General features: G+C 70.2%; 27 protein-coding genes. 13 read left to right on the top strand and 14 right to left on the bottom strand.

Annotated elements, in window-relative coordinates; genetic code table 11:
* Nucleotides 1-49 precede the first annotated feature (49 nt).
* Nucleotides 50-1525: a YibE/F family protein gene (locus ACIRPP_RS18295; protein ID WP_403643579.1), complete on the top strand. Its 1476-nt coding sequence runs from the start codon at nucleotides 50-52 to the stop codon at nucleotides 1523-1525.
* 155 nt (nucleotides 1526-1680) lie between these two features.
* On the opposite strand, the gene ACIRPP_RS18290 is transcribed toward ACIRPP_RS18295, so the two are convergent.
* From ACIRPP_RS18290 to ACIRPP_RS18275, 4 genes are all read right to left on the bottom strand, one after another.
* Nucleotides 1681-2115: an SsgA family sporulation/cell division regulator gene (locus ACIRPP_RS18290; protein ID WP_403643577.1), complete on the bottom strand. Its 435-nt coding sequence runs from the start codon at nucleotides 2113-2115 to the stop codon at nucleotides 1681-1683.
* A 100-nt stretch (nucleotides 2116-2215) separates the two neighbouring features.
* A complete protein-coding gene (locus ACIRPP_RS18285) occupies nucleotides 2216-2941 on the bottom strand; it encodes an IclR family transcriptional regulator (RefSeq protein WP_403643962.1) in 726 nt (241 codons plus the stop codon).
* 304 nt (nucleotides 2942-3245) lie between these two features.
* Complete coding sequence (locus tag ACIRPP_RS18280; protein WP_164334500.1) at nucleotides 3246-3458, bottom strand: DUF5326 family protein; 213 nt, start codon at nucleotides 3456-3458, stop codon at nucleotides 3246-3248.
* 148 nt (nucleotides 3459-3606) lie between these two features.
* Complete coding sequence (locus ACIRPP_RS18275; RefSeq protein WP_164334499.1) at nucleotides 3607-3924, bottom strand: cupin domain-containing protein; 318 nt, start codon at nucleotides 3922-3924, stop codon at nucleotides 3607-3609.
* Between the two features lie 59 nt (nucleotides 3925-3983).
* Between ACIRPP_RS18275 and ACIRPP_RS18270 the strand changes: the two genes are divergently transcribed.
* From ACIRPP_RS18270 to ACIRPP_RS18250, 5 genes are all read left to right on the top strand, one after another.
* Nucleotides 3984-4361 (top strand): phage holin family protein, encoded by a 378-nt coding sequence (locus tag ACIRPP_RS18270; RefSeq protein WP_164349349.1) that lies wholly within the window; start codon nucleotides 3984-3986, stop codon nucleotides 4359-4361.
* 4 nt (nucleotides 4362-4365) lie between these two features.
* Nucleotides 4366-4857, top strand: a complete 492-nt coding sequence (locus ACIRPP_RS18265; RefSeq protein ID WP_403643574.1) for a low molecular weight protein-tyrosine-phosphatase — start codon at nucleotides 4366-4368, stop codon at nucleotides 4855-4857.
* Nucleotides 4854-6014, top strand: coding sequence for a cystathionine gamma-lyase (locus ACIRPP_RS18260; RefSeq protein WP_403643572.1), 1161 nt, complete (start codon nucleotides 4854-4856; stop codon nucleotides 6012-6014). Before ACIRPP_RS18265 ends, ACIRPP_RS18260 begins: the two co-directional genes overlap by 4 nt.
* Before the next feature lie 225 nt (nucleotides 6015-6239).
* The gene (locus ACIRPP_RS18255; protein WP_403643570.1) at nucleotides 6240-7145 is read left to right on the top strand and encodes a LysR family transcriptional regulator; all 906 of its coding nucleotides are present in this window, start codon (nucleotides 6240-6242) and stop codon (nucleotides 7143-7145) included.
* Nucleotides 7146-7225: 80 nt separating this feature from the next.
* Nucleotides 7226-7708, top strand: coding sequence for an NUDIX domain-containing protein (locus ACIRPP_RS18250; RefSeq protein WP_403643567.1), 483 nt, complete (start codon nucleotides 7226-7228; stop codon nucleotides 7706-7708).
* A 10-nt stretch (nucleotides 7709-7718) separates the two neighbouring features.
* Here the strand turns inward: ACIRPP_RS18250 and ACIRPP_RS18245 are convergent, their stop codons facing one another.
* Entirely contained in the window at nucleotides 7719-8348 is a 630-nt protein-coding gene (locus ACIRPP_RS18245; RefSeq protein ID WP_403643565.1) for an HAD family hydrolase, read from the bottom strand.
* Between the two features lie 149 nt (nucleotides 8349-8497).
* Between ACIRPP_RS18245 and ACIRPP_RS18240 the strand changes: the two genes are divergently transcribed.
* Entirely contained in the window at nucleotides 8498-9364 is an 867-nt protein-coding gene (locus tag ACIRPP_RS18240) for a GNAT family N-acetyltransferase (RefSeq protein ID WP_403643563.1), read from the top strand.
* A gap of 73 nt (nucleotides 9365-9437) precedes the next feature.
* On the opposite strand, the gene ACIRPP_RS18235 is transcribed toward ACIRPP_RS18240, so the two are convergent.
* Nucleotides 9438-9860, bottom strand: a complete 423-nt coding sequence (locus tag ACIRPP_RS18235; RefSeq protein WP_403643561.1) for a heme-binding protein — start codon at nucleotides 9858-9860, stop codon at nucleotides 9438-9440.
* Between the two features lie 110 nt (nucleotides 9861-9970).
* Nucleotides 9971-11179, bottom strand: a complete 1209-nt coding sequence (locus ACIRPP_RS18230; protein ID WP_403643559.1) for an MFS transporter — start codon at nucleotides 11177-11179, stop codon at nucleotides 9971-9973.
* Between the two features lie 141 nt (nucleotides 11180-11320).
* On the opposite strand from ACIRPP_RS18230, the gene ACIRPP_RS18225 reads away from it, so the two are divergent.
* Both ACIRPP_RS18225 and ACIRPP_RS18220 read left to right on the top strand, forming a co-directional pair.
* Entirely contained in the window at nucleotides 11321-11785 is a 465-nt protein-coding gene (locus ACIRPP_RS18225; RefSeq protein ID WP_403643557.1) for a MarR family winged helix-turn-helix transcriptional regulator, read from the top strand.
* 49 nt (nucleotides 11786-11834) lie between these two features.
* Entirely contained in the window at nucleotides 11835-12287 is a 453-nt protein-coding gene (locus ACIRPP_RS18220; protein ID WP_403643554.1) for a GNAT family N-acetyltransferase, read from the top strand.
* 78 nt (nucleotides 12288-12365) lie between these two features.
* On the opposite strand, the gene ACIRPP_RS18215 is transcribed toward ACIRPP_RS18220, so the two are convergent.
* The gene (locus ACIRPP_RS18215; protein ID WP_403643551.1) at nucleotides 12366-13751 is read right to left on the bottom strand and encodes a serine hydrolase domain-containing protein; all 1386 of its coding nucleotides are present in this window, start codon (nucleotides 13749-13751) and stop codon (nucleotides 12366-12368) included.
* A 64-nt stretch (nucleotides 13752-13815) separates the two neighbouring features.
* Nucleotides 13816-15294, bottom strand: a complete 1479-nt coding sequence (gene dnaB / locus ACIRPP_RS18210) for a replicative DNA helicase (protein ID WP_403643548.1) — start codon at nucleotides 15292-15294, stop codon at nucleotides 13816-13818.
* Between the two features lie 458 nt (nucleotides 15295-15752).
* Here dnaB and ACIRPP_RS18205 point away from each other — a divergent pair, with 458 nt between their 5' ends.
* Nucleotides 15753-17090, top strand: a complete 1338-nt coding sequence (locus ACIRPP_RS18205) for an MATE family efflux transporter (RefSeq protein ID WP_403643546.1) — start codon at nucleotides 15753-15755, stop codon at nucleotides 17088-17090.
* A 130-nt stretch (nucleotides 17091-17220) separates the two neighbouring features.
* Here ACIRPP_RS18205 and rplI read toward each other — a convergent pair whose 3' ends face one another.
* From rplI to rpsF, 4 genes are all read right to left on the bottom strand, one after another.
* Nucleotides 17221-17667 carry a 50S ribosomal protein L9 gene (gene rplI / locus ACIRPP_RS18200; RefSeq protein WP_164334484.1) on the bottom strand — a complete coding sequence of 149 codons (447 nt, stop codon included), beginning with the start codon at nucleotides 17665-17667 and terminating at the stop codon, nucleotides 17221-17223.
* Between the two features lie 18 nt (nucleotides 17668-17685).
* A complete protein-coding gene (gene rpsR, locus ACIRPP_RS18195) occupies nucleotides 17686-17922 on the bottom strand; it encodes a 30S ribosomal protein S18 (protein ID WP_003949403.1) in 237 nt (78 codons plus the stop codon).
* A gap of 43 nt (nucleotides 17923-17965) precedes the next feature.
* On the bottom strand, nucleotides 17966-18553 hold the full coding sequence (locus ACIRPP_RS18190) for a single-stranded DNA-binding protein (protein WP_164438354.1): 588 nt from the start codon (nucleotides 18551-18553) through the stop codon (nucleotides 17966-17968).
* A 74-nt stretch (nucleotides 18554-18627) separates the two neighbouring features.
* The gene (gene rpsF, locus ACIRPP_RS18185) at nucleotides 18628-18918 is read right to left on the bottom strand and encodes a 30S ribosomal protein S6 (RefSeq protein WP_030420069.1); all 291 of its coding nucleotides are present in this window, start codon (nucleotides 18916-18918) and stop codon (nucleotides 18628-18630) included.
* A gap of 316 nt (nucleotides 18919-19234) precedes the next feature.
* On the opposite strand from rpsF, the gene ACIRPP_RS18180 reads away from it, so the two are divergent.
* The 3 genes from ACIRPP_RS18180 (at nucleotide 19235) to ACIRPP_RS18170 (ending at nucleotide 21949) form a co-directional block, all read left to right on the top strand.
* Nucleotides 19235-19549: a hypothetical protein gene (locus tag ACIRPP_RS18180; protein ID WP_164333653.1), complete on the top strand. Its 315-nt coding sequence runs from the start codon at nucleotides 19235-19237 to the stop codon at nucleotides 19547-19549.
* Nucleotides 19550-19713: 164 nt separating this feature from the next.
* Nucleotides 19714-20835, top strand: coding sequence for a peptidoglycan bridge formation glycyltransferase FemX (gene femX / locus ACIRPP_RS18175; RefSeq protein WP_403643539.1), 1122 nt, complete (start codon nucleotides 19714-19716; stop codon nucleotides 20833-20835).
* Between the two features lie 82 nt (nucleotides 20836-20917).
* The gene (locus ACIRPP_RS18170) at nucleotides 20918-21949 is read left to right on the top strand and encodes an alanine racemase (RefSeq protein WP_164333655.1); all 1032 of its coding nucleotides are present in this window, start codon (nucleotides 20918-20920) and stop codon (nucleotides 21947-21949) included.
* A gap of 180 nt (nucleotides 21950-22129) precedes the next feature.
* On the opposite strand, the gene ACIRPP_RS18165 is transcribed toward ACIRPP_RS18170, so the two are convergent.
* Entirely contained in the window at nucleotides 22130-23641 is a 1512-nt protein-coding gene (locus ACIRPP_RS18165) for a glycosyltransferase family 87 protein (RefSeq protein ID WP_403643535.1), read from the bottom strand.
* Between the last annotated feature and the right edge of the window lie 92 nt (nucleotides 23642-23733).

The raw sequence follows: 23733 nt of genomic DNA, 5'->3' as shown, positions 1-23733 counted from the left end.
TCTGGCGCGGTGACCAGAGGGCCCCCACCGTTCTTGCGATGATCGGGCGGTGACCTCGACGCACCATTCTCCGTACCCCCCGCCCGAACCACCCCGCGGATCCGGCGCCGGAAACGGCGGTGTCCCCGGCCAGGGCACCGGGGCCGGCCCGGAGCCGGGCCATGGACATCCGGGGCCGAGCGGCGGCCACTCCCACGGGCACAGTCACAGTCACGGCCCGGCGGCCCCCGTCTCGCGGCACCTGCGCAAGGTGATCGCGGCGATCCTGATCCCGTTCGCCGCGGCGGTGCTGACCGGCCTGGTGGTGCTGTGGCCCGGCGGTGCTCCCGCGCACGAGCGCACCGGCGTCGGCTTCGACCGGCAGACCCAGCAGGCCACGGTCACCGAGGTGGTCGAGGTCAGCTGCAAGTCCGTCAACGCCTCCGGAGGGGTGCCGACCGGTGACACGTCCACGGCGGAGGGCTCCTCGGCCCAGCAACAGGCGGACGGCACCTGCAAGAAGGCCACGATCCGGGTCGACACCGGCCAGGACAAGGGCCGTACGTTCACCGAGATCGTGCAGCCCGACCAGTCCCGGCAGCTGAGCCGCGACCAGGAGGTCGTGGTCGCCTACGAGCCGTCCGCGCCGGAGGACCTGCAGTACTCGGTCACCGATGTGAACCGGCGCTTCCCCCTGGCTCTGCTGGCCGGCATCTTCGCGCTCGCCGTCGTGGTCGTGGGACGACTGCGCGGGGTCATGGCGCTGGTCTCGCTGGCCCTGAGCTTCATGGTGCTCAACTTCTTCATCCTGCCCGCCGTCCTCCAGGGCTCGAACCCGCTGGCGGTCGCGGTGGTCGGGGCGAGCGCCATCATGCTGATGGCGCTGTACCTGTGCCACGGCATGTCGGCCCGGACGTCGGTCGCTGTGCTGGGCACCCTGATCTCCCTGCTGCTGATCGGCATCCTCGGCTCGGTCTTCATCGGCTGGGCCGCGCTGACCGGGAACACCGACGACAACACCGGCCTCATCCACGGGCTGTACCCGGGGATCGACATGAGCGGTCTGCTCCTGGCCGGCGTCATCATCGGTTCGCTGGGTGTGCTGGACGACGTCACGGTCACGCAGACGTCCGCGGTCTGGGAGCTGCACGAGGCCAACCCGCTGATGAGCCGGCGCGCACTCTACCGCGCCGGCATCAGGATCGGCCGCGACCACATCGCGTCCGTGGTCAACACCCTCGTCCTCGCCTACGCGGGCGCGGCGCTGCCCCTGCTGCTGCTGTTCTCCATCGCGAAGAGCGGAGTCGGCACGGTCGCCAACAGTGAGCTGGTGGCGGAGGAGATCGTGCGGACGCTCATCGGTTCGATCGGTCTGGTCGCCTCCGTACCGGTCACCACGGCACTGGCCGCCCTGGTGGTCTCGGCTGACCGCCCGTCCGCCCGGCCCCGCGCGCAGGCCGCCGCAGCGGCTGCGGAGGGCGGGGCGGTGCCGGAGGCCCGTGCGGCCTCCTCACGCGGTGGCCGGGGGAGGCGGCGCAAGCGCTGACGCCTCCCCGGTCGTCCGTCGTCCTGCCGTCCGCTGCCCGCCCGTCGTGGGGCCGGGGCCGACGATTCGTCCCGGACACGGTGAGGGAGCGTTTCTGCGCACGGGCCAGAACGCGCTGAAGCGTTCCGCCCCTCCCGGTTCGCCGAGCCCGGCCGTCAGCCGGCGCTCTGGTCCGCCAGGATGCGGTCGAGCGCGTCGTCCAGGTGGGCGTCGAAGTCGCCGAGCGCCCCCTCCTGCCCCAGCGGCACCAGCTTGTCCGTACGGTCCAGGAAGGCCACCAGCGGAGCCGTCGACGAGCGGAACAACGCCTGGTCACTGCCCACCTGCAGCCGGATCAGCACCTCGCCGAGCGCGTCGGGCTCCACGGGCGCCACGCGCACATCGCCCTCACCGCACGGGCGCACCACCCCGTCGACCAGCAGCTCACGACCGAAGGCCCAGGTCACCGGGGCATCACCCGGCAGATGGAAGGTCAGCCGCACGGCATAGGGATCACAGGTGTCGTAGCGCAGTTCCACCGGGATACGGAAGGACAGCTCCTCCGACACGAGAAAGCTCATCATGACTTCTGCCTGCACGGACTCGCGCATCGCCTACCCCGTCATCTGCCGTCGACTGGCCGGGAATGGACCACCTGACACCTGAGGGAATCTTGCTGAAAGTACACACCAGATCACAAGGAGTAAGTTTTCAGATACTGATAGAGAGTGCGAGCGACCCGACGGAGCGGCTTCCTTCCGCCTGCAGCCGTTGGGCCGCGGGCATCAGCCGATCGACCTGGTGTGCGGGCAGCGAAAGGGCGATGGCCGCCGCCGTGCCGCCGGCCGTGACGGGAACGGCCGCGCAGACCGTGCCCACCGCGTACTCCTGGCGCTCCGTCACCACGCCTGCGGGGCAGGACCGGTCGAGGCGCCGGAGCAGACTGTGCCCGTCGCGCACCGTGTACGGCGTGACCGGCCGGACGGGATGGCGGGCGAGATGGTCACGGCGCGCCTCCTCGCCGAGCTGGGACAGCAGGCACTGGCCGATGGCGTGGGCGTGGCCGGTCTCCCGGAAGGCCGCCCACTCCTTCACGGCGGGATTCCCCGGGGTGTCGGAGACGCACAGGACGTCGATCTCGCCGTCGCGGTACACGGCGTAGTAGACGGGCGTTCCGAGGACGTCCCGCCAGCGGGCGAGCGCGTCGACGAAGGTGGTGCGACGTTTCTGCCGCGCCCCGCTGCTGCTCAGCCGCTCGGCTGCCTCCCCGAGGAAGAACAGTCCCTTGTCCCGGCTCAGGTATCCCTCGTGCACCAGGGTGCGCAGCAGGTGATAGGTGGTGGGGAGCGCCAGGCCGGTCTCGCGGGCCAGTTGCTTGGCGGGAGCCCCGTACGCGTGTCCCGCCACACACTCCAGAAGACGCAGCGCACGCTGCACCGACCCGATGAGCGTCGCGGTGGGCAGCGCCGTGGCCGCGGAGTCCGGCGCGCCGGGCTGCGAGGGGACGGAGGCCACGTGGGCAGGGGCGGTGTCGGCCGGGGCCAAGGATCACTCCCGAAGGCGAGGGGCGACCCGTGCGGGGAACACGGGCGGGCGTGCGGGCCACTCGCGGGAATGCGTCCCCACGCCGCGTTGTGGACTCTAACCGTCCGTCACCGCACGTGACCGGTCTGCCGGGGAAACTTCCCCCACCCGAGGGAACCGGTGACGGGCGTTACCGCCGCACCGGTTCCCCGTCGGCTCACCAGTCGCTGCGCGAGGACGAGCCCGTCATGAACTTCCGTACGACGTAGATGAGTCCGCCGACCAGGGCGACGAACACCAGCAGCTTGAAGAGCAGTCCGATCACGAAGCCGACCACACTCGCTATCAGGCCGCCGAACACGACCAGGGCGATGACCGGCACCGCGATCCACTTCACCCACCACGGCAGTCCCGTGAAGATCTCTCGCATGGCCCTCGTCCTTACCTCTCCGCCCGTCGGGTGCGGGTCGTGTCGATGATGTCCTGCACTCGATGCTAGGTCGGCCGGGGGGCCGATGGGGGCGCCGGATCCCTTGTCTGCCCCTGAGCGGTCCCCTAGGGAACCCCGGGGCCCCGGCTCAGCTCTCGGGGGGAGAGAACACCACCAGGACCCGCAGATCCTCGCTGATGTGGTGGAACTTGTGCGGGACACCGGCCGGGACGTACACGACGCTGCCGCGCGCCACCTCCGTGGTCTCCGTGCCCACGGTGATCGTCGCACGGCCGCTGACGACGAAGTACACCTCGTCCTGCTGGTGCGGCTGCTGCGGGTCCTGCGCCCCCGCGTCCAGCGCGTAGAGGCCGACCGACATGTTCCGCTCGCGCAGGAACTGCAGGTACGCACCGTCATTGGCGGCCCGCTCGGCCTCCAGTTCGTCCAGCCGGAATGCCTTCATGGCGATGCCCGCCCCCACCTCACTGCCCAGGCCCGATCGTGTCTGCCACGATCAGACACATGATGAATTTCCTAGTCAAGACGATCGCCAACGCCGGCGCCCTGGCCGTCGCGGTATGGCTGCTCGACAACATCACCCTCACCGGTGACAGTACGGGCAAGAAGGCCGGCACCCTGATCCTCGTCGCGTTGATCTTCGGCGTGGTGAACGTCCTGGTCAAGCCGATCGTGCAGCTCCTCAGCATGCCCCTGCTCATTCTGACGCTCGGTCTGTTCACCCTGGTGGTGAACGCGCTGATGCTGCTGCTCACCTCCTGGCTCGCCGAGGTGTTCGACCTCAGCTTCCACGTGGAGGGCTTCTGGACCGCCGTCCTCGGCGGCCTGATCATCTCGGTCGTCTCCTGGGCCCTGAACCTCGTCCTGCCCGACGGAGACTGAGGACATGACCTACCGCGTCTGTTTCGTGTGCACCGGCAACATCTGCCGCTCCCCGATCGCCGAGTCCGTCTTCCGCGCACGCGTGGCGGAGGCCGGACTGGACGGCCTGGTCGAGGTCGACAGCGCCGGCACGGGCGGCTGGCACGAGGGCGACGGTGCCGATCCCCGGGCGGTGACCGTCCTCCGGGAGAACGGCTACGGCACCGTCCACACGGCCCGGCAGTTCGACCCGTCGTGGTTCGCCCGCCTCGACCTCGTCATCGCGCTCGACTCCGGCCATCTGCGGGCACTGCGCCGGCTCGCTCCCACCGATCGGGACGCCGCGAAGGTCCGCCTGCTGCGCTCGTACGACCCCGCGGCGGCGGACGACCTCGACGTGCCCGACCCCTACTACGGGGACGACGACGGGTTCGACGCGTGCCTGGCGATGGTGGAGGCCGCGATCGACGGACTGCTCGCAGCCGTCCGCGAGCGGGTGGAAGGGAAGGCGGCATGAGCGACCCGACAACGGACGAGGGCTCCGCGGCGCCCCGCCCCGGGGACGGGACACGCGCGGTGCGGGCCGGCCTCCCCGAGCCGGCCAAGTACGAGCCGACCCTGCCCGGACCGGTGTTCGCCGCCCACTTCCACCTGCCCGGCGATCCCACCGGCCCCTACACCTACGGCCGGGACGAGAACCCGACCTGGACCCGGCTGGAACGGGCCATCGGCGAGCTCGAGGCGCCGGAGCAAAACGACGTGGAGACCCTGGTGTTCGCCTCCGGCATGGCCGCCATCTCCGCGGTGCTCTTCTCCCAGCTGGGCGCCGGGGACGTGGTGGTCCTGCCGGACGACGGCTACCAGGCGCTGCCCCTGGCACGCGCCCAGCTGGAGACCTACGGCATCGACGTGCGCACCGCGCCCACGGGAGGCGACGCCCAGCTGGACGCGCTCGACGGGGCGAAACTGCTGTGGATCGAGAGCCCGTCGAACCCCGGCCTCGACGTGTGCGACATCCGGCGCCTCGCCGAGGAGGCCCACGCGCGCGGCGCCCTGGTCGCCGTCGACAACACGCTGGCGACTCCTCTCGGCCAGCGCCCGCTGGAACTCGGCGCCGACTTCGCGGTGGCCAGCGGCACCAAGCAGCTGACCGGGCACGGTGACGTCCTCCTGGGGTACGTCACCGGACGCGATGCCGCGGCCATGGCGGCCGTACGGCGGTGGCGCAAGATCACCGGTGCCATTCCCGGACCGATGGAGGCGTGGCTGGCCCACCGCTCCATCGCCACGCTCCAGTTGCGGGTGGAGCGGCAGAACGCCACCGCGCTCACCCTGGCCGGGGCGCTGCGGGAACGGTCCGAGGTGACGGGGCTGCGCTACCCGGGGCTTCCCGACGATCCCTCGTACGCGGTCGCCTCGCGGCAGATGCGCGGATTCGGATGCGTGGTGTCCTTCACGCTTCCGACGCGTGCCCGCGCGGAACGCTTTCTCGACGCGCTGCGGCTGGTGGACGGCGCGACCAGCTTCGGCGGGGTCCGCTCGACCGCCGAACGGCGGGGGCGGTGGGGCGGGGACGCGGTGCCGGAGGGCTTCATCCGCTTCTCCGTCGGCGCCGAGGACGCGGACGACCTGGTGGCGGACGTCCTGCACGCCCTGGACACGTCGGCGGTCTGACGCGATCCCACGGGGCAGCCGGTGCCTCGGTGCCCTGACGGACGGTCCGAGCCTCCCCCCTCGTGGCTCGGACCGTCCCCGGTTCTGCGCGCGAAGAACCGCGCGACCAAGGCTAGTTGACTCACTGTCAGTGTCCAATCACAGGAACGACAGCGACCTATCGACATATTTATAGTTGGACCCGCCCGGGCGAGACGAGCCGGTGCGGACAAGGGAGAGGATGCCGTGGATCTGGCCTTGTTACGGACGTTCGTGACCGTGCACCGGGCCGGTTCCTTCACGCGGGCCGCCGCGCTGCTCGGGCTCTCCCAGCCGACCGTCACCTCCCAGATCCGGACGCTCGAGCGACAGCTCGGCCGTCCCCTGTTCCTCCGCCAAGCTCGCGGTGTCACGCCCACGACCATCGGTGACGAGCTCGCGCACAAGGCGGCGCCGCACCTCGACGCCCTGGTGGAGATCACCGAGACCGGGCTCGAAGAGAACGCCTCGTTACGCACCCTGCACCTGGGCGGGCCCGCGGAGTTCGTCGCGGAGCGGGTCCTGCCCGCCCTGACCGGTCTGACCGGGGAGGACGGCCGCAGCCTGGCCCTGCGCGCCTCCTTCGGCACTGCCGAAGAGGCCCTGGAGGGCCTGGCCGCGGGACACCACGACCTGGCCATCAGCACGGTCCGGCCACGCGGCGCCCTGCTCTCCGCGACCCCTCTCTGCGACGAGGAACACGTCCTGGTCGCCGCTCCACGCTGGGCCGACCTGATCGGCGACGGCACGCTCCGCCGGACCGGGCCCTCAGCCCTGGAGCAGGTCCCGGTGATCGAGGTACACGAGTCGCTGCCCCTCGTGTCCCGCTACTGGGCCTCGGTCTTCGACTCCCGCCCGGCCTCCCCGGGCGACGTCATCGTCCCCGACCTGCGCGCGGTGCTGGCCTGCGCCGTCGCGGGGGCGGGACTGGCGGTGCTGCCCCGCTATCTGTGCACGGCCGCGCTGGAGCGGGGCGCGGTACGGGCCTTGCACGAGCCGGCGGTGCCGCCCCTGCGCACCTACTTCCTGGTGGTCCGTACGGGCACCCTGGCCCTGCCGCACGTGGCCCGCGCCCACGACTGGCTGCAGCGGGCGGCCACCGACTGGTGCTGACCGGGGCAGGGTACGCGTCGGACGCCGAGCCCCGGTGGGGGCGATGTTTCACGTGGAACCAACCGGGCCACATTTCCAGCATGACCGTCCGACCCGTGGTCAAGCGCACCGCCCGTGCCGTTCTGCTGGACGACGACCATCTGATCCTGATCAAGCGCACCAAGCCCGGCGTCGACCCGTACTGGGTGACACCCGGCGGCGGGGTCGACCCGGGGGACTCGACCGTGGTCGACGCCCTGCACCGCGAGGTGTACGAGGAACTCGGTGCGAAGATCACGGACGTGGTGCCGTGCTTCGTGGACACCGTGGAGCACATCGGTGAGGACGGCGGCGCCACCGGCGTGAAGGTGCAGCACTTCTTCGTGTGCCGCCTGGAGTCCATGGACCCCTCCCTCCGGCACGGCCCGGAGGTCGAAGAACCCGCCGGCGAGTACGAGATCGTCCGCGTGCCGTTCACCCGGGTCGGCATCGCCTCCGTCCACCTCGTACCGCTCTCCCTGCGCCACTACCTGGACGGCAACATCGAAGGCGTCCGCGCCATGCACGCCCCCGACCTGGGCTGAGCCGGAGACGTCAGGCGGCGCGCACCAGTTCGTAGGCCTCCCAGAGGTCCCTTCCCGTGTAGGTGTGGGTCGCCAGCCCGGTCAGGTGGTGGTCGGCGTTGACCGCGACGGAGACGGACACGGCGCCGAACAGATCGAGGTCCGACATCGAGTCGCCGTAGGCGACGCAGTCCGCCCGGGTCACGCCGAACTCCGCGCACAGCCGGTCCGCGATCCTGACCTTTGCCGCCGCGCTGAGGACACCCGCCGGGTCCACCGGCTCGGTGAACGGCACGGCGGGGAAGACCGAGCCGTGTGCGGCATGGGCACCCCAGCTCATGAGCCGCTCCACGAAGAAGGACGGGGACAGCGAGACGACCGCGCAGTAGTCGCCACGACGCGTGATCTCCGCCCAGACCTCCCTGATACGGGACAACCACGGAGCCGCCTCGAACGCCGCGACGACATGTGCCTCGGTGAGGCCCGCCCACAGGGCGTGCACCTGTGTCGCGTACTCCGGGGGCCCGATACGGCCCGAGGAGATCGCCCGGTCGAGCGCCACGGTCTCCGCCTCCAAGCCGAGCTGCCGGGAGATCTCCACCGGCGCTGTGGTGCCGTGCAGCAGCGTGCCGTCCAGGTCGAACAGATGTAGCCGTGCCATGGGGCAAGAGGGTAACGAAGCCCGTTTCACGTGAAACGCCCCTGTGCGCCACGCGCCGGGGCGAGGACCGGACACGGCCTGTCCGAAAGGCCGCGCGGCCGCCCATTTTCGGTGGACGGCTAGGGTCCCGGTCGGCCAGGGTGACCTTCGTGCCGACACCTTCGCTCGCCTCCTTGCCGATCCGCCACCTGACCCTCCGCGATCTCACGTCGTGCGCCGACCTGTCCGAGGACCGGGGCTGGCCACGGGAGGAACACAAGTGGGGCCTCCTGCTCTCCGCCGGGAAGGGCTACGGCATCGACGACCCCGACGGCGGTCTGGTCGCCGCCTGCGTCGTCACCGAGTACGGGAACGGGACCCGCCCGGAACTCGGGGCCATCGGCATGGTCCTGGTCGCCGGACGGCACGCACGGCAGGGGGTCGGACGCCGACTGATGCACCATGTCGTCACGGTCATGGGCCCCACCCCGCTGACCCTCCACGCCACCCCCGCCGGCCGACCGCTGTACGAAGAGCTCGGCTTCAAGGTCACCGGCCGGGCTGAGATGCTGCGCGGGCGGTTCCGCCCCGGCCCGGACGACACCGGGATCGCCACCCGCGCCGCGACGGCCGAGGACCTGCCCGCCATTTTGCGGCTGGACGAGGAGGTGTTCGGCACGGGCCGCACCCACGTCGTCACCCGCCTGCCGGCCTTCGCCGACCACGTGCGTGTCGCCGAGGAGGACGGCCTGCTCACGGGGTACGCGGCGGCCTGGCCCAACATGGACACCCATGTCGTGGGCCCGCTCATCGCCCGCGACACGGCCACCGCCCGGGCCCTCGTCTCTTCCCTCGCCGAAGGCACCGACCGTCCGCTGCGCACGGACATCGACGTACGCCACGAGGAACTCCTGGCCTGGGCCAAGGAACGGGGCCTGGCCTCCGTCGCGTTCAACGCCGTCATGACCTACGGCATCACGGACCTGCCTGGGGACTGGACCCGTCGCTTCGCACCGCTGACCGTCGCGGCGGGCTGACGCCCTCCGACGAACGGACGCCCCTGCTGCCCGGTCCGTAGGCAGCAGGGGTGTCTTCCGTCCGGCGTGCCCGTCACACGACGGCCGCCGCCGCGGTCGTCGCGAAGGTGTGGTCCTGCTCCGGCGCCCCGCCCCCGACGCCGATCGCGCCGATCAGGCGCCCGTCACGGTGCACGGGGACGCCCCCGGCGATGAACAGGAGCGGCCGGTCGAGCGCGGTGGGCAGGGTGTGGAAGAGGGCACCGGGCTGCACCGCCTCGACGAGATCGGCGGTGGGGGCGTTCAGCTGCAGGGCCGTGTACGCCTTGCGGGTGCTGGTCTCGCCGGAGATCAGCACGGCGCGGTCGTCCCGCCGGAAGGCGAGCAGGTGCCCTCCGGCGTCCAGCACGGTGACGCTGACCGGGACACCGGCGGCCTCCGCGGCCCGGTATGCCGCGGTGACAAGGGACTCGGCGTCCGCCGTGGTCAGTGGGGTGACAGCTGTGGTGGTGCTCATGCGCATGCTCCTTGATGTCGGGCTCGAAGCGGTGTGGCGGGGGGACGGTGCGGCCCGGCCGACCGGCCGGTCCCGGACGGGTCGTGCCGCGTGGCCGTCCGTAGGGGACGTCAGTGCTGGACGGTGACCGGCCGCTCGGCGGAGGCTGCCGGTGCGACAGCGGCGGGCAGGTCCCGGTCACGGCGCTCCAGGGCGGCCGAGACGACGGCGAGGACCAGGGCGCTCCCGGCGAGGGCCGTGCCCACCCAGTTGGGGGCGGTGTAGCCGAGACCGGCCGCGATCACCGCGCCACCGAGCCAGGCGGCGAGTGCGTTGCCGAGGTTGAAGGCGCCGATGTTGACGGCCGAGGCCAGGGTGGGAGCGCCTTGGGCCTGGTCGAGCACCCGCTTCTGCAGCGGCGGGACGGTCGCGAAGCCGAGGGCGCCGACCAGGGCGATCGTCACGGCGGCGAGGGCCTTGTGGTGGGCGGTCAGGGTGAACAGCGCCAGGACGACGGTCAGGGCCCCCAGCGACACGTAGAGCATGGGCATCAGGGCGCGGTCGGCGTACTTGCCGCCGATGAGGTTGCCGCCGACCATGCCGAGGCCGAACAGGACCAGGAGCCAGGTGACGGAGCCGTCGGCGAAGCCCGCGACGTGGGTCATCATCGGCGCGATGTAGGTGATGGCCGCGAAGACACCGCCGAAGCCCAGGACGGTCATGGCCATCGCCAGCAGGACCTGTACGTTCCTGAACGCGGCCAGTTCGTGGCGCAGCCGCACTCCTTCGGGCTTGGAGACCTCGGGGACCAGCACGGCGATGCCGGCCAGGCCGATCACGCCCAGGGCGGCCACGAGGCCGAAGGTGACCCGCCAGCCGACGGACTGACCGACGAGGGTGCCCAGGGGGACGCCGACGACGTTGGCGACGGTCAGCCCGGTGAACATCATGGCGATGGCACCGGCCTTCCGGTCGGGGGCGACCAGGTCCGCCGCGACCACGGAGCCGATGCCGAAGAAGGCGCCGTGGGCCAGGGAGGCGACGACCCGGCCGGCCAGCATGACGCCGAAGGCGGGAGCCAGGGCCGAGACCAGGTTCCCGACGACGAAGAGGCCCATCAGCAGCATCAGCATGCGCTTGCGGGACACCCTGGTGCCGAGCACGGTCATCAGCGGTGCGCCGAACACGACGCCGAGTGCGTAACCGGTGACGAGAAGCCCGGCCGTGGGGATCGAGACCCCGAGGTCACCGGAGACCTCGGGCAGCAAGCCCATGATCACGAACTCCGTCGTGCCGATACCGAAGGCCCCGATCGCAAGGGCGAGCAGCGCGAGAGGCATGGGGGTGGACCTTCCGACAGATTGCAGTAGCGCTTTACGCGTGGAGACAATAATTGCAGACGCGGGTTAATTGCAAACGCAGTCTATTGCGTCGGTGCTCTACGCTGGATGCAGCAGCTCCTGGACGGAGGACAAAGCCCCATGACCGCCACGGACCCCAGCCTCACCGCCCTGGCCGAGGGCTGGTGGGCGCTTTCCCTGCTGCACGGAAGGATCGAGTCGCACGTCGAGCGCGCCCTCCAGGCAGGACACGGTCTGAGCGTGCGCGAGTACTCCCTCCTCGACGTCCTCAGTCGGCAGCACGACGGTGAAGGCGGGCATCTGCAGATGAAGCAGGTGGCCGACGCGGTCGTGCTCAGCCAGAGCGCCACCACCCGTCTGGTGACCCGGCTGGAGGACCGCGGTCTGCTCGAGCGCTACCTGTGCCCCACCGACCGGCGCGGCATCTACACCAACGTCACGCAGACCGGGTTGGCCCTCCTCGAAGAAGCGCGTCCCACGCACGACAGCGCCCTGCGGCAAGCCCTCGACGAGGCGGCGAAGAACCCCGACCTCGCCCCCCTCGTCCGCGCGGTGGAGACTCTGAAGGCTCCCGTTCCGGCCTGAGGACCTTCCACCGGATCATGCCGTAGCCCTGCTCGCATAGGGTGCGGCCATGACAGATCTTGAGATACGCGCCGTGGTGGCCGACGACATCCCCGCGATCGTCGGCATGCTCGCCGACGACCCGCTGGGTGCCCAGCGCGAGTCCCCGGACGACCTCGGCCCGTACCTGGCCGCCTGGGAGCGGCTCGACTCCGATCCCCACCAGCACCTGGTCGCGGCCGTCCGCGCGGGTCACGTCGTCGGCACCCTGCAGCTCACCGTCATCCCGGGGTTGTCGCGACGCGGTGCCACCCGGGCGGTCATCGAAGCTGTCCGCGTCCATGCCGACGAACGCGGCAGCGGGCTGGGAACCCAGCTCATCGAGTGGGCGATCGAGGAGTCCCGCCGTCAGGGCTGCCAGCTGGTCCAGCTCACCTCGGACAAGACACGCGCCGACGCGCACCGCTTCTACGAGCGGCTCGGCTTCATGGCGTCCCACGTCGGCTTCAAGCTGCCGCTCTAGCACGACCGTACGGACGGCAAGGGTGCTGTTTCACGTGAAACAGCACCCTTCACCGCGTTGCGGGACAGGTTCCCGTGGTCAGCCGGTCCCCCGCCACCCTCCGGGGTCCACGCCGCCCGGCACCGGAGCGCCGTCGTCGTAGGGCCTCCGGGTGAACACGAAGGAACCTAGGTCCAGGTGCCCCACCGAACCGTCGGGGCGCCGCACGGGCTTCAAGACCTCCCCGGCGTAGTAGCCCTCCAAGCCCGTCCAGGTGCCGTCGCCGTTGGGTCGGAAACGCGAGCGGCGCCCCGTGCCGGACAGAGGCTCCAGCGCGAGAAGACCCTCGCCCGACAGCCTCAGGGCGCAGGACTGGGTGCCCCAGTACCAGGGGCCCACCAGTTCCAGCAGATCCGGATCCACCTCCCTCATGGGCTGCCAGGGCGCGGGGATGCGAGGTTCCGCCTCGGCCACGGTGCGGACCAGGTCGGCGGCGAGCGCGAACACCGGGATCCCGGCGGTGCAGTTGGCCAGCACCACCGCGGCGACGTCGTCCTCCACCCCGATCGTGAGGCAGGCGAGGAAGCCGGGCAGCGATCCGGTGTGCCCGACCAGAGCCCGGCCCTCCTGGTGACGCAGCTCCATGCCCAGGCCGTACGCATACCCCCCGGCCACGTCCGCCGCCTCGGCAGGGGCCGCGGGGGTCCTCATCTCGGCCAGGGACGCGGCGCCCAGCACGCGCTCGTCACCCCGGACGAGGAAGCTCGCGAAGCGCGCCAAGTCGTCGGCGGTGGACCACAGTTGCCCGGCCGGCGCCATCCGCCCGAGGTCCTCGGCGGGTTCGGGCAGCACCACGTCGGCCCAGGGGTGCACCGCCCAGCCGTCCGCGTGCGGGGCCTGGGGACGCACGCCGGTGCGCCCGAGGCCGAGCGGTTCGAGCACTTCCCGCCGCAGAACGTCCTCCCACGGCGCGCCATGCAGCCGCTCCACCAGCGCACCGAGCAACGCGTAGCCCGGATTGGAGTAGTGGAACCGCCGCCCGGCGGGATGCACCACCGGACGCTCACCCAACAGGTCGGCGAGCTCCGGCCGCAGGACTCCGGGCGTCCGCTCCCACCAGGGGCCGGGCGTCTCGGCGGCCAGTCCGCCGGCGTGCGCGAGCAGTTCGGCGACGGTCGCCTTCCCGGCGCCGGTCCCCGGGAGGTGCTTCTCCAGGGGGTCCTCCAGATCGAGCAGGCCCTCCTCGCGCAGCCGGAGCACCAGAACCGCGGTGAAGGTCTTGGTGATCGACCCGATCCGGTACTGCGTGTCGGTGTCCGGTGCCGCCTCCGCCGACCAGGCCCGCGCTCCCGTCCACACGACCCGGCCGCCCCGCACCACGGCGGCGACGACCGACGGTGCCCGCCCTTCGCTCTGGGCGACGGCGATCCGGTGCAGCAACGCCCTCCGGGTGGACGGCAACAGTTCTTCCTGAGGTGTCGTCATACGCCCAGTTCAGCAGGTGCGCAGGTGGCACCGCGGCGGGTTCCGGCGCGTCGCACCGGCCGCATCACGTCTGGGCCATGTCCACGAAGCGCGAGTAGTGGCCCTGGAAGGCCACCGTGATGGTCGCGGTGGGACCGTTTCGGTGCTTGGCCACGATCAGGTCGGCTTCGCCGGCCCGAGGCGACTCCTTCTCGTAGGCGTCCTCCCGGTGCAGCAGGATGACCATGTCGGCGTCCTGCTCGATGGAACCCGACTCGCGCAGGTCGGAGACCATCGGCTTCTTGTCGGTGCGCTGTTCGGGACCACGGTTGAGCTGGGAGAGCGCGATGACCGGGAGCTCCAGCTCCTTGGCGAGCAGCTTGAGGTTCCGGGACATGTCGGAGACCTCCTGCTGACGGCTCTCGGCCCGTTTGGACCCGCCTGACTGCATCAACTGCAGGTAGTCGATGACGACCAGCTTCAGGTCGTTGCGCTGTTTGAGACGACGGCACTTCGCACGGATCTCCATCATCGACAGGTTCGGGGAGTCGTCGATGTACAGCGGTGCCGCGGACACGTCCGGCATCCTGCGCGCCAGCCGGGTCCAGTCCTCGTCGGTCATCGTGCCGGAGCGCATGTGGTGCAGGGCGACTCTGGCCTCGGCGGACAGCAGGCGCATGGCGATCTCGTTGCGCCCCATCTCGAGCGAGAAGACGACACTCGGCAGGTTGTGCCTGATCGACGCCGCGCGGGCGAAGTCCAGCGCGAGCGTCGACTTGCCCATGGCGGGACGGGCGGCGATGACGATCATCTGACCGGGGTGCAGGCCGTTGGTGAGCGAGTCGAAGTCCGTGAACCCGGTGGGGACGCCGGTCATCTCGCCGCTGCGGGAGCCGATGGCCTCGATCTCGTCGAGGGCGCCCTCCATGATGTCCCCGAGCGGCAGGTAGTCCTCACTGGTGCGCTGCTCGGTGACCGCGTAGATCTCGGCCTGGGCACGGTTGACAATCTCGTCGACGTCGTCGTCGGCCGCGTATCCCATCTGGGTGATGCGCGTGCCGGCCTCGACCAGGCGGCGCAGCACTGCACGCTCGTGGACGATCTCCGCGTAGTAGGCGGCGTTGGCCGCCGTGGGCACCGTCTGCACCAGCGTGTGCAGATACGAGGCACCGCCGACCTTGTTGATCTCACCGCGCTTGGTCAGCTCGGCGGCGATGGTGATGGGGTCGGCCGGCTCCCCCTTGGCATAGACGTCCAGGATCGCCGTGTAGATGGTCTCGTGGGCCGGCTTGTAGAAGTCGTGTCCCTTGAGGATCTCCACCACGTCGGCGATGGCGTCCTTGGACAGCAGCATGCCGCCCAGCACCGACTGCTCGGCCTCGAGGTCCTGGGGAGGAACCCGCTCGAACGCCGGGGCTCCGCCGTCCCAGCCGCCGGTGTCCCGGCCGCGGTCGTGCTGTTCGTCGCGGCCGCGGCCCCCCTCGTCGCGACGGCGGGAGGCAGGCAGACGATCACTGGGACCGCTGTCGGCCCACGGATCGTCCAAGGGCTCGGAAATGCTCACCGAGCCACCTCCTCCCGTCCGCGAGCGGACCTCGCCACGCCCCTATTTCTACGGCACGGCACTGACAAGTAAGAGGCCCAACTCCGGTTGACGCGCGCCGGATATGTGGCGATTCCGGAATCGGCGGGGGGAGCGGGACGCCGGACCACCGTAGGCCCGTCGGCACCGTCAGCCAATCTGGTTATCCACAGGCCATGTGGACGACCGGCCCATTGCTGTGGAGAACCCCGCCAAACCTGTGCACGACCCCGTGGACAGCCCTGTGAACAAGCCCCACTCCCACTCCGAAGAAGCACTCTGACCTGCACATTTACCGTCCACCGGCTGTGCAGAAGAAAAACTTCCCCAGTCGGACCAAGATCATGGTCGGCGGTGTACGCAACGACACACCCTGTGGGATCAGGTAAGGAGCGCACAACCTTTGCATCTCTTACCTGTGGACGATTAGATTGGTGCACATGACACAGGCCCCTCCGAGCCCCCGAGCCGCCCGACGTCGGCACGACCGAGAGATCGTCCTGCTGGCCGTTCCGGCGTTCGGGGCCCTCGTCGCCGAGCCCCTCTTCGTGATCGCCGACAGTGCCATCGTCGGCCATCTGGGCACGGCGCAGCTCGCCGGTCTGGGCGTCGCCTCGGCGCTGCTGATGACGGCCGTCAGCGTCTTCGTCTTTCTGGCCTACGCCACCACGGCAGCAGTCGCCCGGCGGGTCGGCGCGGGTGACCTTCCCTCGGCGATCCGCCAGGGAATGGACGGCATCTGGCTCGCCCTGTTGCTGGGTGCGGGCGTCATCGCCGTCGTCCTGCCCACCGCTCCCGCCCTCATCGATCTCTTCGGTGCCTCCAGCACAGCCGCGCCCTACGCCGTCACCTATCTGCGGATCTCCGCGCTCGGCATTCCGGCCATGCTGGCCGTTCTCGCCGCGACCGGTGTCCTGCGGGGCCTCCAGGACACCAGAACCCCTCTGTACGTCGCCACGGGCGGCTTCCTCGCCAACGGCATCCTCAACGTGGTGCTCGTCTACGGCGTCGGCCTCGGCATCGCGGGCTCCGCCTGGGGCACGGTCATCGCTCAGTTCGGCATGGCTGCCGTCTATCTCGTCGTCGTGGTGCGGGGTGCCCGCAAGCACGGAGCCTCCCTGCGCCCGGACCTGGCCGGCATCAGGGCCTCGGCCCAGGCAGGCGCGCCCCTGCTGGTGCGCACACTCTCCCTCCGGGCCATCCTCATGATCACCACGGCGGTCGCCGCCCGCCTCGGGGATGCCGACATGGCGGCCCACCAGATCATCCTCTCCCTGTGGAGCCTGCTCGCTTTCGCCCTCGACGCCATCGCCATCGCCGGTCAGGCCATCATCGGACGCTACCTCGGAGCCGGTGACGCCGGCGGAGCGCGGGAGGCCTGCCGTCGCATGGTGGAGTGGGGCATCGCGGTGGGCGTGGTCCTGGGCGCCCTGGTCGTGATCTTCCGCCCGCTCTTCCTGCCGCTGTTCACCAGCGACTCGACGGTGACGGATGTGGCCCTGCCCGCGCTTGTGATCGTGGCCCTGTCCCAGCCCATCTCCGGCATCGTCTTCGTCCTGGACGGCGTCCTGATGGGCGCCGGCGACGGCCCCTATCTGGCCTGGGCGATGCTGGCGACCCTGGTCGTCTTCACTCCCGTGGCCCTCCTGGTCCCCGTGTTCGGCGGTGGACTGACCGCCCTGTGGGCGTCGATGACGCTCATGATGAGCGTGCGTCTGGTCACCCTGTGGCTCCGCACCCGGTCCGGTCGCTGGATCGTGACAGGGGCCACCCGCTGACCTCGTCGGTTTCACGTGAAACAGGCCGTTCCTGGGCAAGAGCGCGGGGCGGCCCATCACTCCGGAGAGCGCGAGGGGCCGCACCCCGAAGGGTGCGGCCCCTGCTCACTGCATTCAGCGAGCGCGGCACTCAGGCCGCGACGACCTCGATGTTGACCTTGGCGTCAACCTCGGGGTGCAGACGCACGGACGTCTCGTGGGCGCCCAGCGTCTTGATCGGCGCGCCCAGCTCGATGCGGCGCTTGTCCACCTCGGGACCACCGGCGGCCTTGATCGCGGAAGCGATGTCGGCCGGGGTGACGGAACCGAAGAGACGGCCGGCGTCGCCGGAGCGGACGGCCAGACGGACCTTGACGCCCTCGAGCTGCGCCTTCACCTGGTTGGCCTGCTCGATGGTCTGGATCTCGTGGATCTTGCGAGCACGACGGATCTGCTCGACGTCCTTCTCGCCACCCTTGGTCCAGCGGATAGCGAGCTTCCGCGGCACCAGGTAGTTGCGAGCGTAACCGTCCTTGACGTCGACGACGTCGCCCGCGGCACCGAGGCCGGAGACCTCGTGGGTGAGGATGATCTTCATGTGTCGGTCACCCTTCCCTTATCGCGCGGTGGAGGTGTAGGGCAGCAGCGCCATCTCACGGCTGTTCTTGACGGCCGTGGCGACGTCACGCTGGTGCTGCGTGCAGTTGCCGGTCACGCGGCGGGCACGGATCTTGCCGCGGTCGGAAATGAACTTCCGCAGCATGTTCGTGTCCTTGTAGTCCACGTACGTGACCTTGTCCTTGCAGAACGCGCAGACCTTCTTCTTAGGCTTGCGCACAGGCGGCTTCGCCATGGTGTTTCTCCTGTGTGATCAAGAAGTGTGGATGCGGCCCCGCCTAGAAGGGGGGCTCGTCCGAGTAGCCGCCACCGCCGCCGGAGCCACCGCCCCAGCCGCCGCCACCGCCGCCGCCCTGCTGGCCGCCGGCGGGAGCACCGGTCGCCCACGGGTCGTCGGCGGGAGCGCCGCCGCCCTGCTGGCCGCCACCGGGGCCACCGCCCCAGCCGCCGCCACCCTGGCCGCCGCCGCCACCGCCGCCGTAGCCGCCCTGGCCACCTCGGCCGGTGGTCTTGGTGACCTTGGCCGTGGCGTTGCGCAGGCTGGCGCCGACCTCGTCGACGTCCAGCTCGTAGACCGTGCGCTTGATGCCCTCACGGTCTTCGTAGGACCGCTGCTTCAGCCGGCCCTGCACGATCACGCGCATGCCTCGCTGAAGCGACTCGGCGACGTTCTCCGCCGCCTGACGCCAGACGGAGCAGGTCAGGAACAGGCTTTCGCCGTCCTTCCACTCATTGGTCTGACGGTCGAAGGTGCGGGGGGTCGACGCGACACGGAACTTCGCGACGGCCGCACCGGACGGGGTGAAGCGCAGCTCGGGGTCATCGACAAGGTTGCCGACGACCGTGATGACGGTCTCGCCTGCCATGGGGGAACCTCTCGGCGGGTTTGCTGCTGGCTGCTGGTGCTGCTACTCGAATCCCGGAACGGCTGAGCGGGAGCTCAGTGGTTCTCGGGACGGAGGACCTTGGTCCGGAGGACCGACTCGTTCAGGTTCATCTGGCGGTCGAGCTCCTTGACGACCGCAGGCTCGGCCTGCAGGTCGATGACCGAGTAGATGCCCTCGGGCTTCTTCTTGATCTCGTACGAGAGACGACGACGGCCCCAGGTGTCGACCTTCTCGACCTTTCCGCCGCCGTCACGGACGACAGAAAGGAAGTTCTCGATCAGCGGGGAGACAGAGCGCTCCTCGAGATCGGGGTCGAGGATGACCATCACCTCGTAGTGACGCATGTGGAACCCACCTCCTTTGGACTCAGCGGCCACGGTCGTTCCGTGGCAGGAGGGTCGTGATGCGTTGCGCAACGATGCCTGTCAGTAAAACAGCCGCCACTGACATTGGAGGTCGGGCGGCGGCCCCGGGCCGGCGGCGGCGGACCCTGGTCCGAGCCCCGCGCCTTCCCGTTTCTGTCCGGACAGACACCGGTGCAGACGCTACAGGGTACCCGGACAGCGGCTTCCGGTTGAAATCAGGCCGGGAAGCCGGTCAGTCTGTACACATCGGGTGTGTATGGCGCTACGATGCGCCGCCTTTCGCAGGAGGTGCCCCATGGCACAGGCAATGCGACCCAACACCGTCGGAGGGCTGTTCGCCACGGACGGAAAGCCCCACCCAGTCCAGGACACGCTGCTCGTGGTGACCCTGGTGCTGGGAATCACGTCCTTCATCACGGCGATGTTCCACCATCTGCATCTGCTCACGTCCTGGACCGGCCTGGTGGGCATCCTCACCGGCGCGTACGGCCAGTGGATCTCCGAGACGACGCGGCAGCGTTTCGGCCTCATCCTCGGGCTCGGCGCCTCGGCTGTCGGTTTCTTCCTCGGCATGGCGCACGGCGGCCTGTTCGGCGGCGTCTTCGACTGACGCCGGGCACCCCTTCCCCCGCACCGGGTCCCGCCCCGGCCGCTGACAGGCCGGGGCGGAGGTTGCGTGCGCCCAACCGGGCCGCTCCCCGGGCGCAGTAGGCTTCGCGCGAGAGCCGGAGCCCCTGAACCCATGGGGACACACCAGCCCGAGGAGCGCCCCGAATGAGCCTGACCCTGAGGACCATCAGTCGAGAGCAGCATCTGGCATACATCCAGAGCCTGCCGTCGGCGAGTCACATGCAGGTCCCGGCCTGGGCGGACGTCAAGGCGGAATGGCGCTCGGAGAACCTCGGCTGGTTCGACGAGCGGACCGGCGAGATGGTCGGGGCCGGCCTCGTCCTCTACCGGCAGCTCCCCAAGATCAAGCGCTACCTCGCCTACCTGCCCGAGGGCCCGGTCATCAACTGGTTCTCGCCGAATCTGCAGGAATGGATCGAGCCAATGCTGGCTCACCTGAAGCAGCAGGGCGCCTTCTCGGTGAAGATGGGTCCGCCGGTGGTCATCCGGCGCTGGGAAGCGGCGACGATCAAGAAGGGCATCCAGGACCCGGACGTGAAGCGTCTGCGCGACCTGGAGGCCGACTTCATCGAACCGCGCGCCTTCGAGGTCGCCGACAAGCTGCGCCGCATGGGCTGGCAGCAGGGCGAGGACGGCGGTGCCGGATTCGGTGACGTCCAGCCGCGCTACGTCTACCAGGTGCCCCTGGCGAACCGGTCCCTGGAAGAGGTCCACAAGAACTTCAACCAGCTGTGGCGCCGCAACATCAAGAAGGCGGAGAAGGCGGGCGTCGAGGTCGTCCAGGGAGGTTACGAGGACCTCGCGGAGTGGCAGCGGCTGTACGAGATCACGGCCGTGCGCGACCACTTCCGGCCCCGCCCGCTGTCGTACTTCCAGCGCATGTGGACGGCCCTCAACTCCGAGGACCCCAACCGCATGCGGCTGTACTTCGCCCGCCACAACGGCGTGAACCTGGCCGCGGCGACGATGCTCATCGTCGGCGGGCACGTCTGGTACTCCTACGGCGCCTCCGACAACATCGGGCGCGAGGTCCGGCCCTCGAACGCCATGCAGTGGCGGATGCTGCGCGACGCCTACGCGCTCGGGGCGACCGTCTACGACCTGCGCGGGATCTCCGACTCCCTGGACGAGACGGACCACCTCTTCGGGCTGATCCAGTTCAAGGTGGGCACCGGCGGTCAGGCCGCCGAGTACCTCGGCGAATGGGACTTCCCCCTGAACAAGCTGCTCCACAAGGCGCTCGACATCTACATGTCGCGCCGCTGACTCCGTGGCCGTCGCTCCGACGGCATCGACACCTTCCACACCTCTGATACACCGCAGCCACGAGAAAGGTTCCGGTCCGGCCATGGCGCTCACGCTCTACGTCGACACCGCGCGCTGGCGGGCGCATCACAAGCACGTGCAGGAGCAGTTCCCCGGGCTCGTCCCGGTCTGCAAGGGCAACGGCTACGGCTTCGGCCACGAGCGGCTGGCCGAGGAGGCCACACGGCTGGGCTCCGACATCCTCGCCGTCGGCACCACGTACGAGGCCGCCCGGATCAAGGACTGGTTCGGCGGCGACCTGCTGGTGCTCACTCCGTACCGGCGAGGGGAGGAACCGGTTCCGCTGCCCGACCGGGTCATCCGCTCGGTGTCGTCGGTGGACGGCGTCTACGGCCTGGTCGGTGCCCGCGTGGTCATCGAGGTGATGTCGTCGATGAAGCGCCACGGCGTCAGCGAGCAGGACCTGCCCCAGTTGCACTCCGCCATAGAGAACGTCCGCCTGGAGGGTTTCGCCATCCACCTGCCGCTGGACCGTACCGACGGCTCGGACGCCGTCGAGGAGGTCATCGGCTGGATGGACCGGCTGCGGGCGGCGCGCCTGCCGCTGCACACGATGTTCGTCAGCCACCTCAAGGCCGACGAACTGGTGCGGCTGCAGCAGCAGTTCCCGCAGACCCGGTTCCGCGCCCGGATCGGCACGCGGCTGTGGCTCGGGGACCACGAGGCCACCGAGTACCGCGGAGCGGTCCTGGACGTCACGCGCGTGGCCAAGGGGGAGCGGTTCGGCTACCGGCAGCAGAAGGCCGCATCCGACGGCTTTCTGGTGGTCGTGGCGGGCGGCACGTCGCACGGGGTGGGCCTGGAGGCTCCCAAGGCGCTGCACGGCGTCATGCCGCGGGCCAAGGGCGTCGCGCGCGCGGGTCTCGCCACGGTCAACCGGAACCTCTCCCCGTTCGTCTGGGGCGGCAAGCAGCGCTGGTTCGCGGAGCCGCCGCACATGCAGGTGTCGATCCTGTTCGTGCCCTCCGACGCGCCGGAGCCGAAGGTCGGCGAGGAGCTGGTGGCCCATCTGCGGCACACCACCACACAGTTCGACCGTCTCCTCGACCGCTGAGGGCCGCGGAGACCCGCAGAGAGCCTCTGAGGGGCCCCACAGGGCCGCTGACCGGCACAGCGGCCGAGGAAGCTGCCGGCGCCGCACAGGACACGAAGGGCCGTACACGGAGTTCACCGTGTACGGCCCTTCACCTTGTCCGTCGGACGGGGATCCCGGCGGCCCCGGAGGGGTGTTCGCTCAGAGAGAACGCCCCACGGTGCCCGCCGTCCTGCCCCACTCCACCGTCGTTCTTCCGGCGTGCGCGACGGGCTGCGCAGGACGTGCGGCGGGCCCGAACACCACCGCGTCCTCGGCCCCGTCGAACACCCCTCCGGAGGGGTCGTCGTCCCCGGACCGGCGGACCGGGTCGCGTTCCGGCAGGAGGATGTCCCGCACCACCATGACGCACAGGTAGAAGGTCCCCAGCAGGTGGAGGCCGATGGCCCAGTGGTAGCCGTCGGCGGGCAGGCCCTTGTGCGCGTCGCCGCTGGTCGTGTACGCGAGGTACATCCAGATGCCCAGGAAGTACGCCACCTCGCACGCCTGCCAGATGAGGAAGTCCCGCCACTTCGGCCTGGCCAGTGCGGCCAGCGGGACCAGCCACAGCACGTACTGGGGCGAGTAGACCTTGTTGGTGAGGATGAACGCCGCGACGATCAAGAAGGCGAGCTGGGCGAAACGCGGTCGCCGGGGCGCCATGAGCCCGAGCGCGGCCACTCCCGCGCAGCACAGCAGCATCAGCAGGGTGGCGAGCGTGTTGACGGTCTCCGTGCTCAGCGGGTCGGACGAGTTCTGCGCCATGATCAGCCAGAAGGAGCCGAAGTCGACCCCGCGCTCCTGGCTGAACGTGTAGAACTTCGACCAGCCGTCGAAGGCGAACAGCATCACGGGCCCGTTCACGACCACCCAGGCCACGACGGCACCGCCCAGGGCGGTTCCGAACTCCCGCCACCGGCCCGCGCGCCAGCACAGCACCAGCAAGGGCCCGAGGACCAGGAAGGGATACAGCTTGGCGGCCGTGGCGAGGCCCAGCAGGACTCCGAAGGCGAGGGCACGGCCCCGCGACCACATGAGCATCGCGGCGGCGGTCAGGGCGACGGCCAGGAGATCCCAGTTGATGGTCGCGGTGAGGGCGAAGGCGGGCGCCAGCGCGACCAGCAGGCCGTCCCAGGGCCGACGGGCATGGGTCCGCGTCACACAGACGGCGATGACCGCGGCGCAGACCATGAGCATCCCGGCGTTGACCATCCAGTACCACTGTTCCTGGTGCTGGATGCTGCCGTCTCCGGTCGTCAGCCAGGCGGCGACCTGCATGAACACACCGGTGAGCACCGGGTACTCGAGGTACTGCATGTCACCGGGCAGCTGGTCGAAGTACGGCAGGAGCCCGTCGGCGAAGCCCCGCCCCTGGAAGAGGTGCGGGATGTCGGAGTAGCACGCGTGCGTGTACTGGGCGCTGGCGCCGAAGAACCAGGCGCCGTTGTAGCACGGCGCCTTCTGGACCAGGCCGAGGGCGAACATGCCGATCGCCACCAGCGCGATCACCCTGACCGGAGTCCACCAGGACGTGCCGCGCAGGACACGACGTCCCATCGGACCGCCGATCAGCTCGCTGCCGGCGGCAGCCACCTCGTCCTCCCTGGTCGGCCCCACCGCGTCCGGCTCGTGAACGCTCGCGCGCGTCGATTCTCCACTGGGCATGGCGCACATCCTGCCGTACCCGGCCGTGAATGGCGGAGGGCCGCCGCACCCGAGGGGTACGACGGCCCATGTTTCACGTGAAACACCCAGAAAGGTCCGCA

Origin of the sequence: Streptomyces sp. NPDC101219, from assembly GCF_044767675.1 — a bacterium.
Taxonomy (GTDB): Bacteria; Actinomycetota; Actinomycetes; order Streptomycetales; family Streptomycetaceae; genus Streptomyces.
This window is presented reverse-complemented; position numbering and strand designations above follow the sequence as displayed.

Bases quoted from the DNA above. Each gene is read 5' to 3' on its own strand.
- ACIRPP_RS18230 (WP_403643559.1), bottom strand. From the start codon at position 11,179: ATGCCTCTCGCGCTGCTCGCCCTTGCGATCGGGGCCTTCGGTATCGGC.
- ACIRPP_RS18250 (WP_403643567.1), top strand. From the start codon at position 7,226: ATGACCGTCCGACCCGTGGTCAAGCGCACCGCCCGTGCCGTTCTGCTG.
- ACIRPP_RS18170 (WP_164333655.1), top strand. From the start codon at position 20,918: ATGGCGCTCACGCTCTACGTCGACACCGCGCGCTGGCGGGCGCATCAC.
- ACIRPP_RS18270 (WP_164349349.1), top strand. From the start codon at position 3,984: ATGATGAATTTCCTAGTCAAGACGATCGCCAACGCCGGCGCCCTGGCC.
- ACIRPP_RS18165 (WP_403643535.1), bottom strand. From the start codon at position 23,641: ATGTGCGCCATGCCCAGTGGAGAATCGACGCGCGCGAGCGTTCACGAG.
- ACIRPP_RS18280 (WP_164334500.1), bottom strand. From the start codon at position 3,458: ATGCGAGAGATCTTCACGGGACTGCCGTGGTGGGTGAAGTGGATCGCG.
- ACIRPP_RS18235 (WP_403643561.1), bottom strand. From the start codon at position 9,860: ATGAGCACCACCACAGCTGTCACCCCACTGACCACGGCGGACGCCGAG.
- ACIRPP_RS18205 (WP_403643546.1), top strand. From the start codon at position 15,753: ATGACACAGGCCCCTCCGAGCCCCCGAGCCGCCCGACGTCGGCACGAC.
- ACIRPP_RS18265 (WP_403643574.1), top strand. From the start codon at position 4,366: ATGACCTACCGCGTCTGTTTCGTGTGCACCGGCAACATCTGCCGCTCC.
- rpsF (WP_030420069.1), bottom strand. From the start codon at position 18,918: ATGCGTCACTACGAGGTGATGGTCATCCTCGACCCCGATCTCGAGGAG.
- ACIRPP_RS18245 (WP_403643565.1), bottom strand. From the start codon at position 8,348: ATGGCACGGCTACATCTGTTCGACCTGGACGGCACGCTGCTGCACGGC.
- ACIRPP_RS18220 (WP_403643554.1), top strand. From the start codon at position 11,835: ATGACAGATCTTGAGATACGCGCCGTGGTGGCCGACGACATCCCCGCG.
- ACIRPP_RS18290 (WP_403643577.1), bottom strand. From the start codon at position 2,115: ATGCGCGAGTCCGTGCAGGCAGAAGTCATGATGAGCTTTCTCGTGTCG.
- ACIRPP_RS18225 (WP_403643557.1), top strand. From the start codon at position 11,321: ATGACCGCCACGGACCCCAGCCTCACCGCCCTGGCCGAGGGCTGGTGG.
- rpsR (WP_003949403.1), bottom strand. From the start codon at position 17,922: ATGGCGAAGCCGCCTGTGCGCAAGCCTAAGAAGAAGGTCTGCGCGTTC.
- ACIRPP_RS18180 (WP_164333653.1), top strand. From the start codon at position 19,235: ATGGCACAGGCAATGCGACCCAACACCGTCGGAGGGCTGTTCGCCACG.
- ACIRPP_RS18275 (WP_164334499.1), bottom strand. From the start codon at position 3,924: ATGAAGGCATTCCGGCTGGACGAACTGGAGGCCGAGCGGGCCGCCAAT.
- rplI (WP_164334484.1), bottom strand. From the start codon at position 17,667: ATGAAGATCATCCTCACCCACGAGGTCTCCGGCCTCGGTGCCGCGGGC.
- ACIRPP_RS18260 (WP_403643572.1), top strand. From the start codon at position 4,854: ATGAGCGACCCGACAACGGACGAGGGCTCCGCGGCGCCCCGCCCCGGG.
- ACIRPP_RS18215 (WP_403643551.1), bottom strand. From the start codon at position 13,751: ATGACGACACCTCAGGAAGAACTGTTGCCGTCCACCCGGAGGGCGTTG.
- ACIRPP_RS18190 (WP_164438354.1), bottom strand. From the start codon at position 18,553: ATGGCAGGCGAGACCGTCATCACGGTCGTCGGCAACCTTGTCGATGAC.
- femX (WP_403643539.1), top strand. From the start codon at position 19,714: ATGAGCCTGACCCTGAGGACCATCAGTCGAGAGCAGCATCTGGCATAC.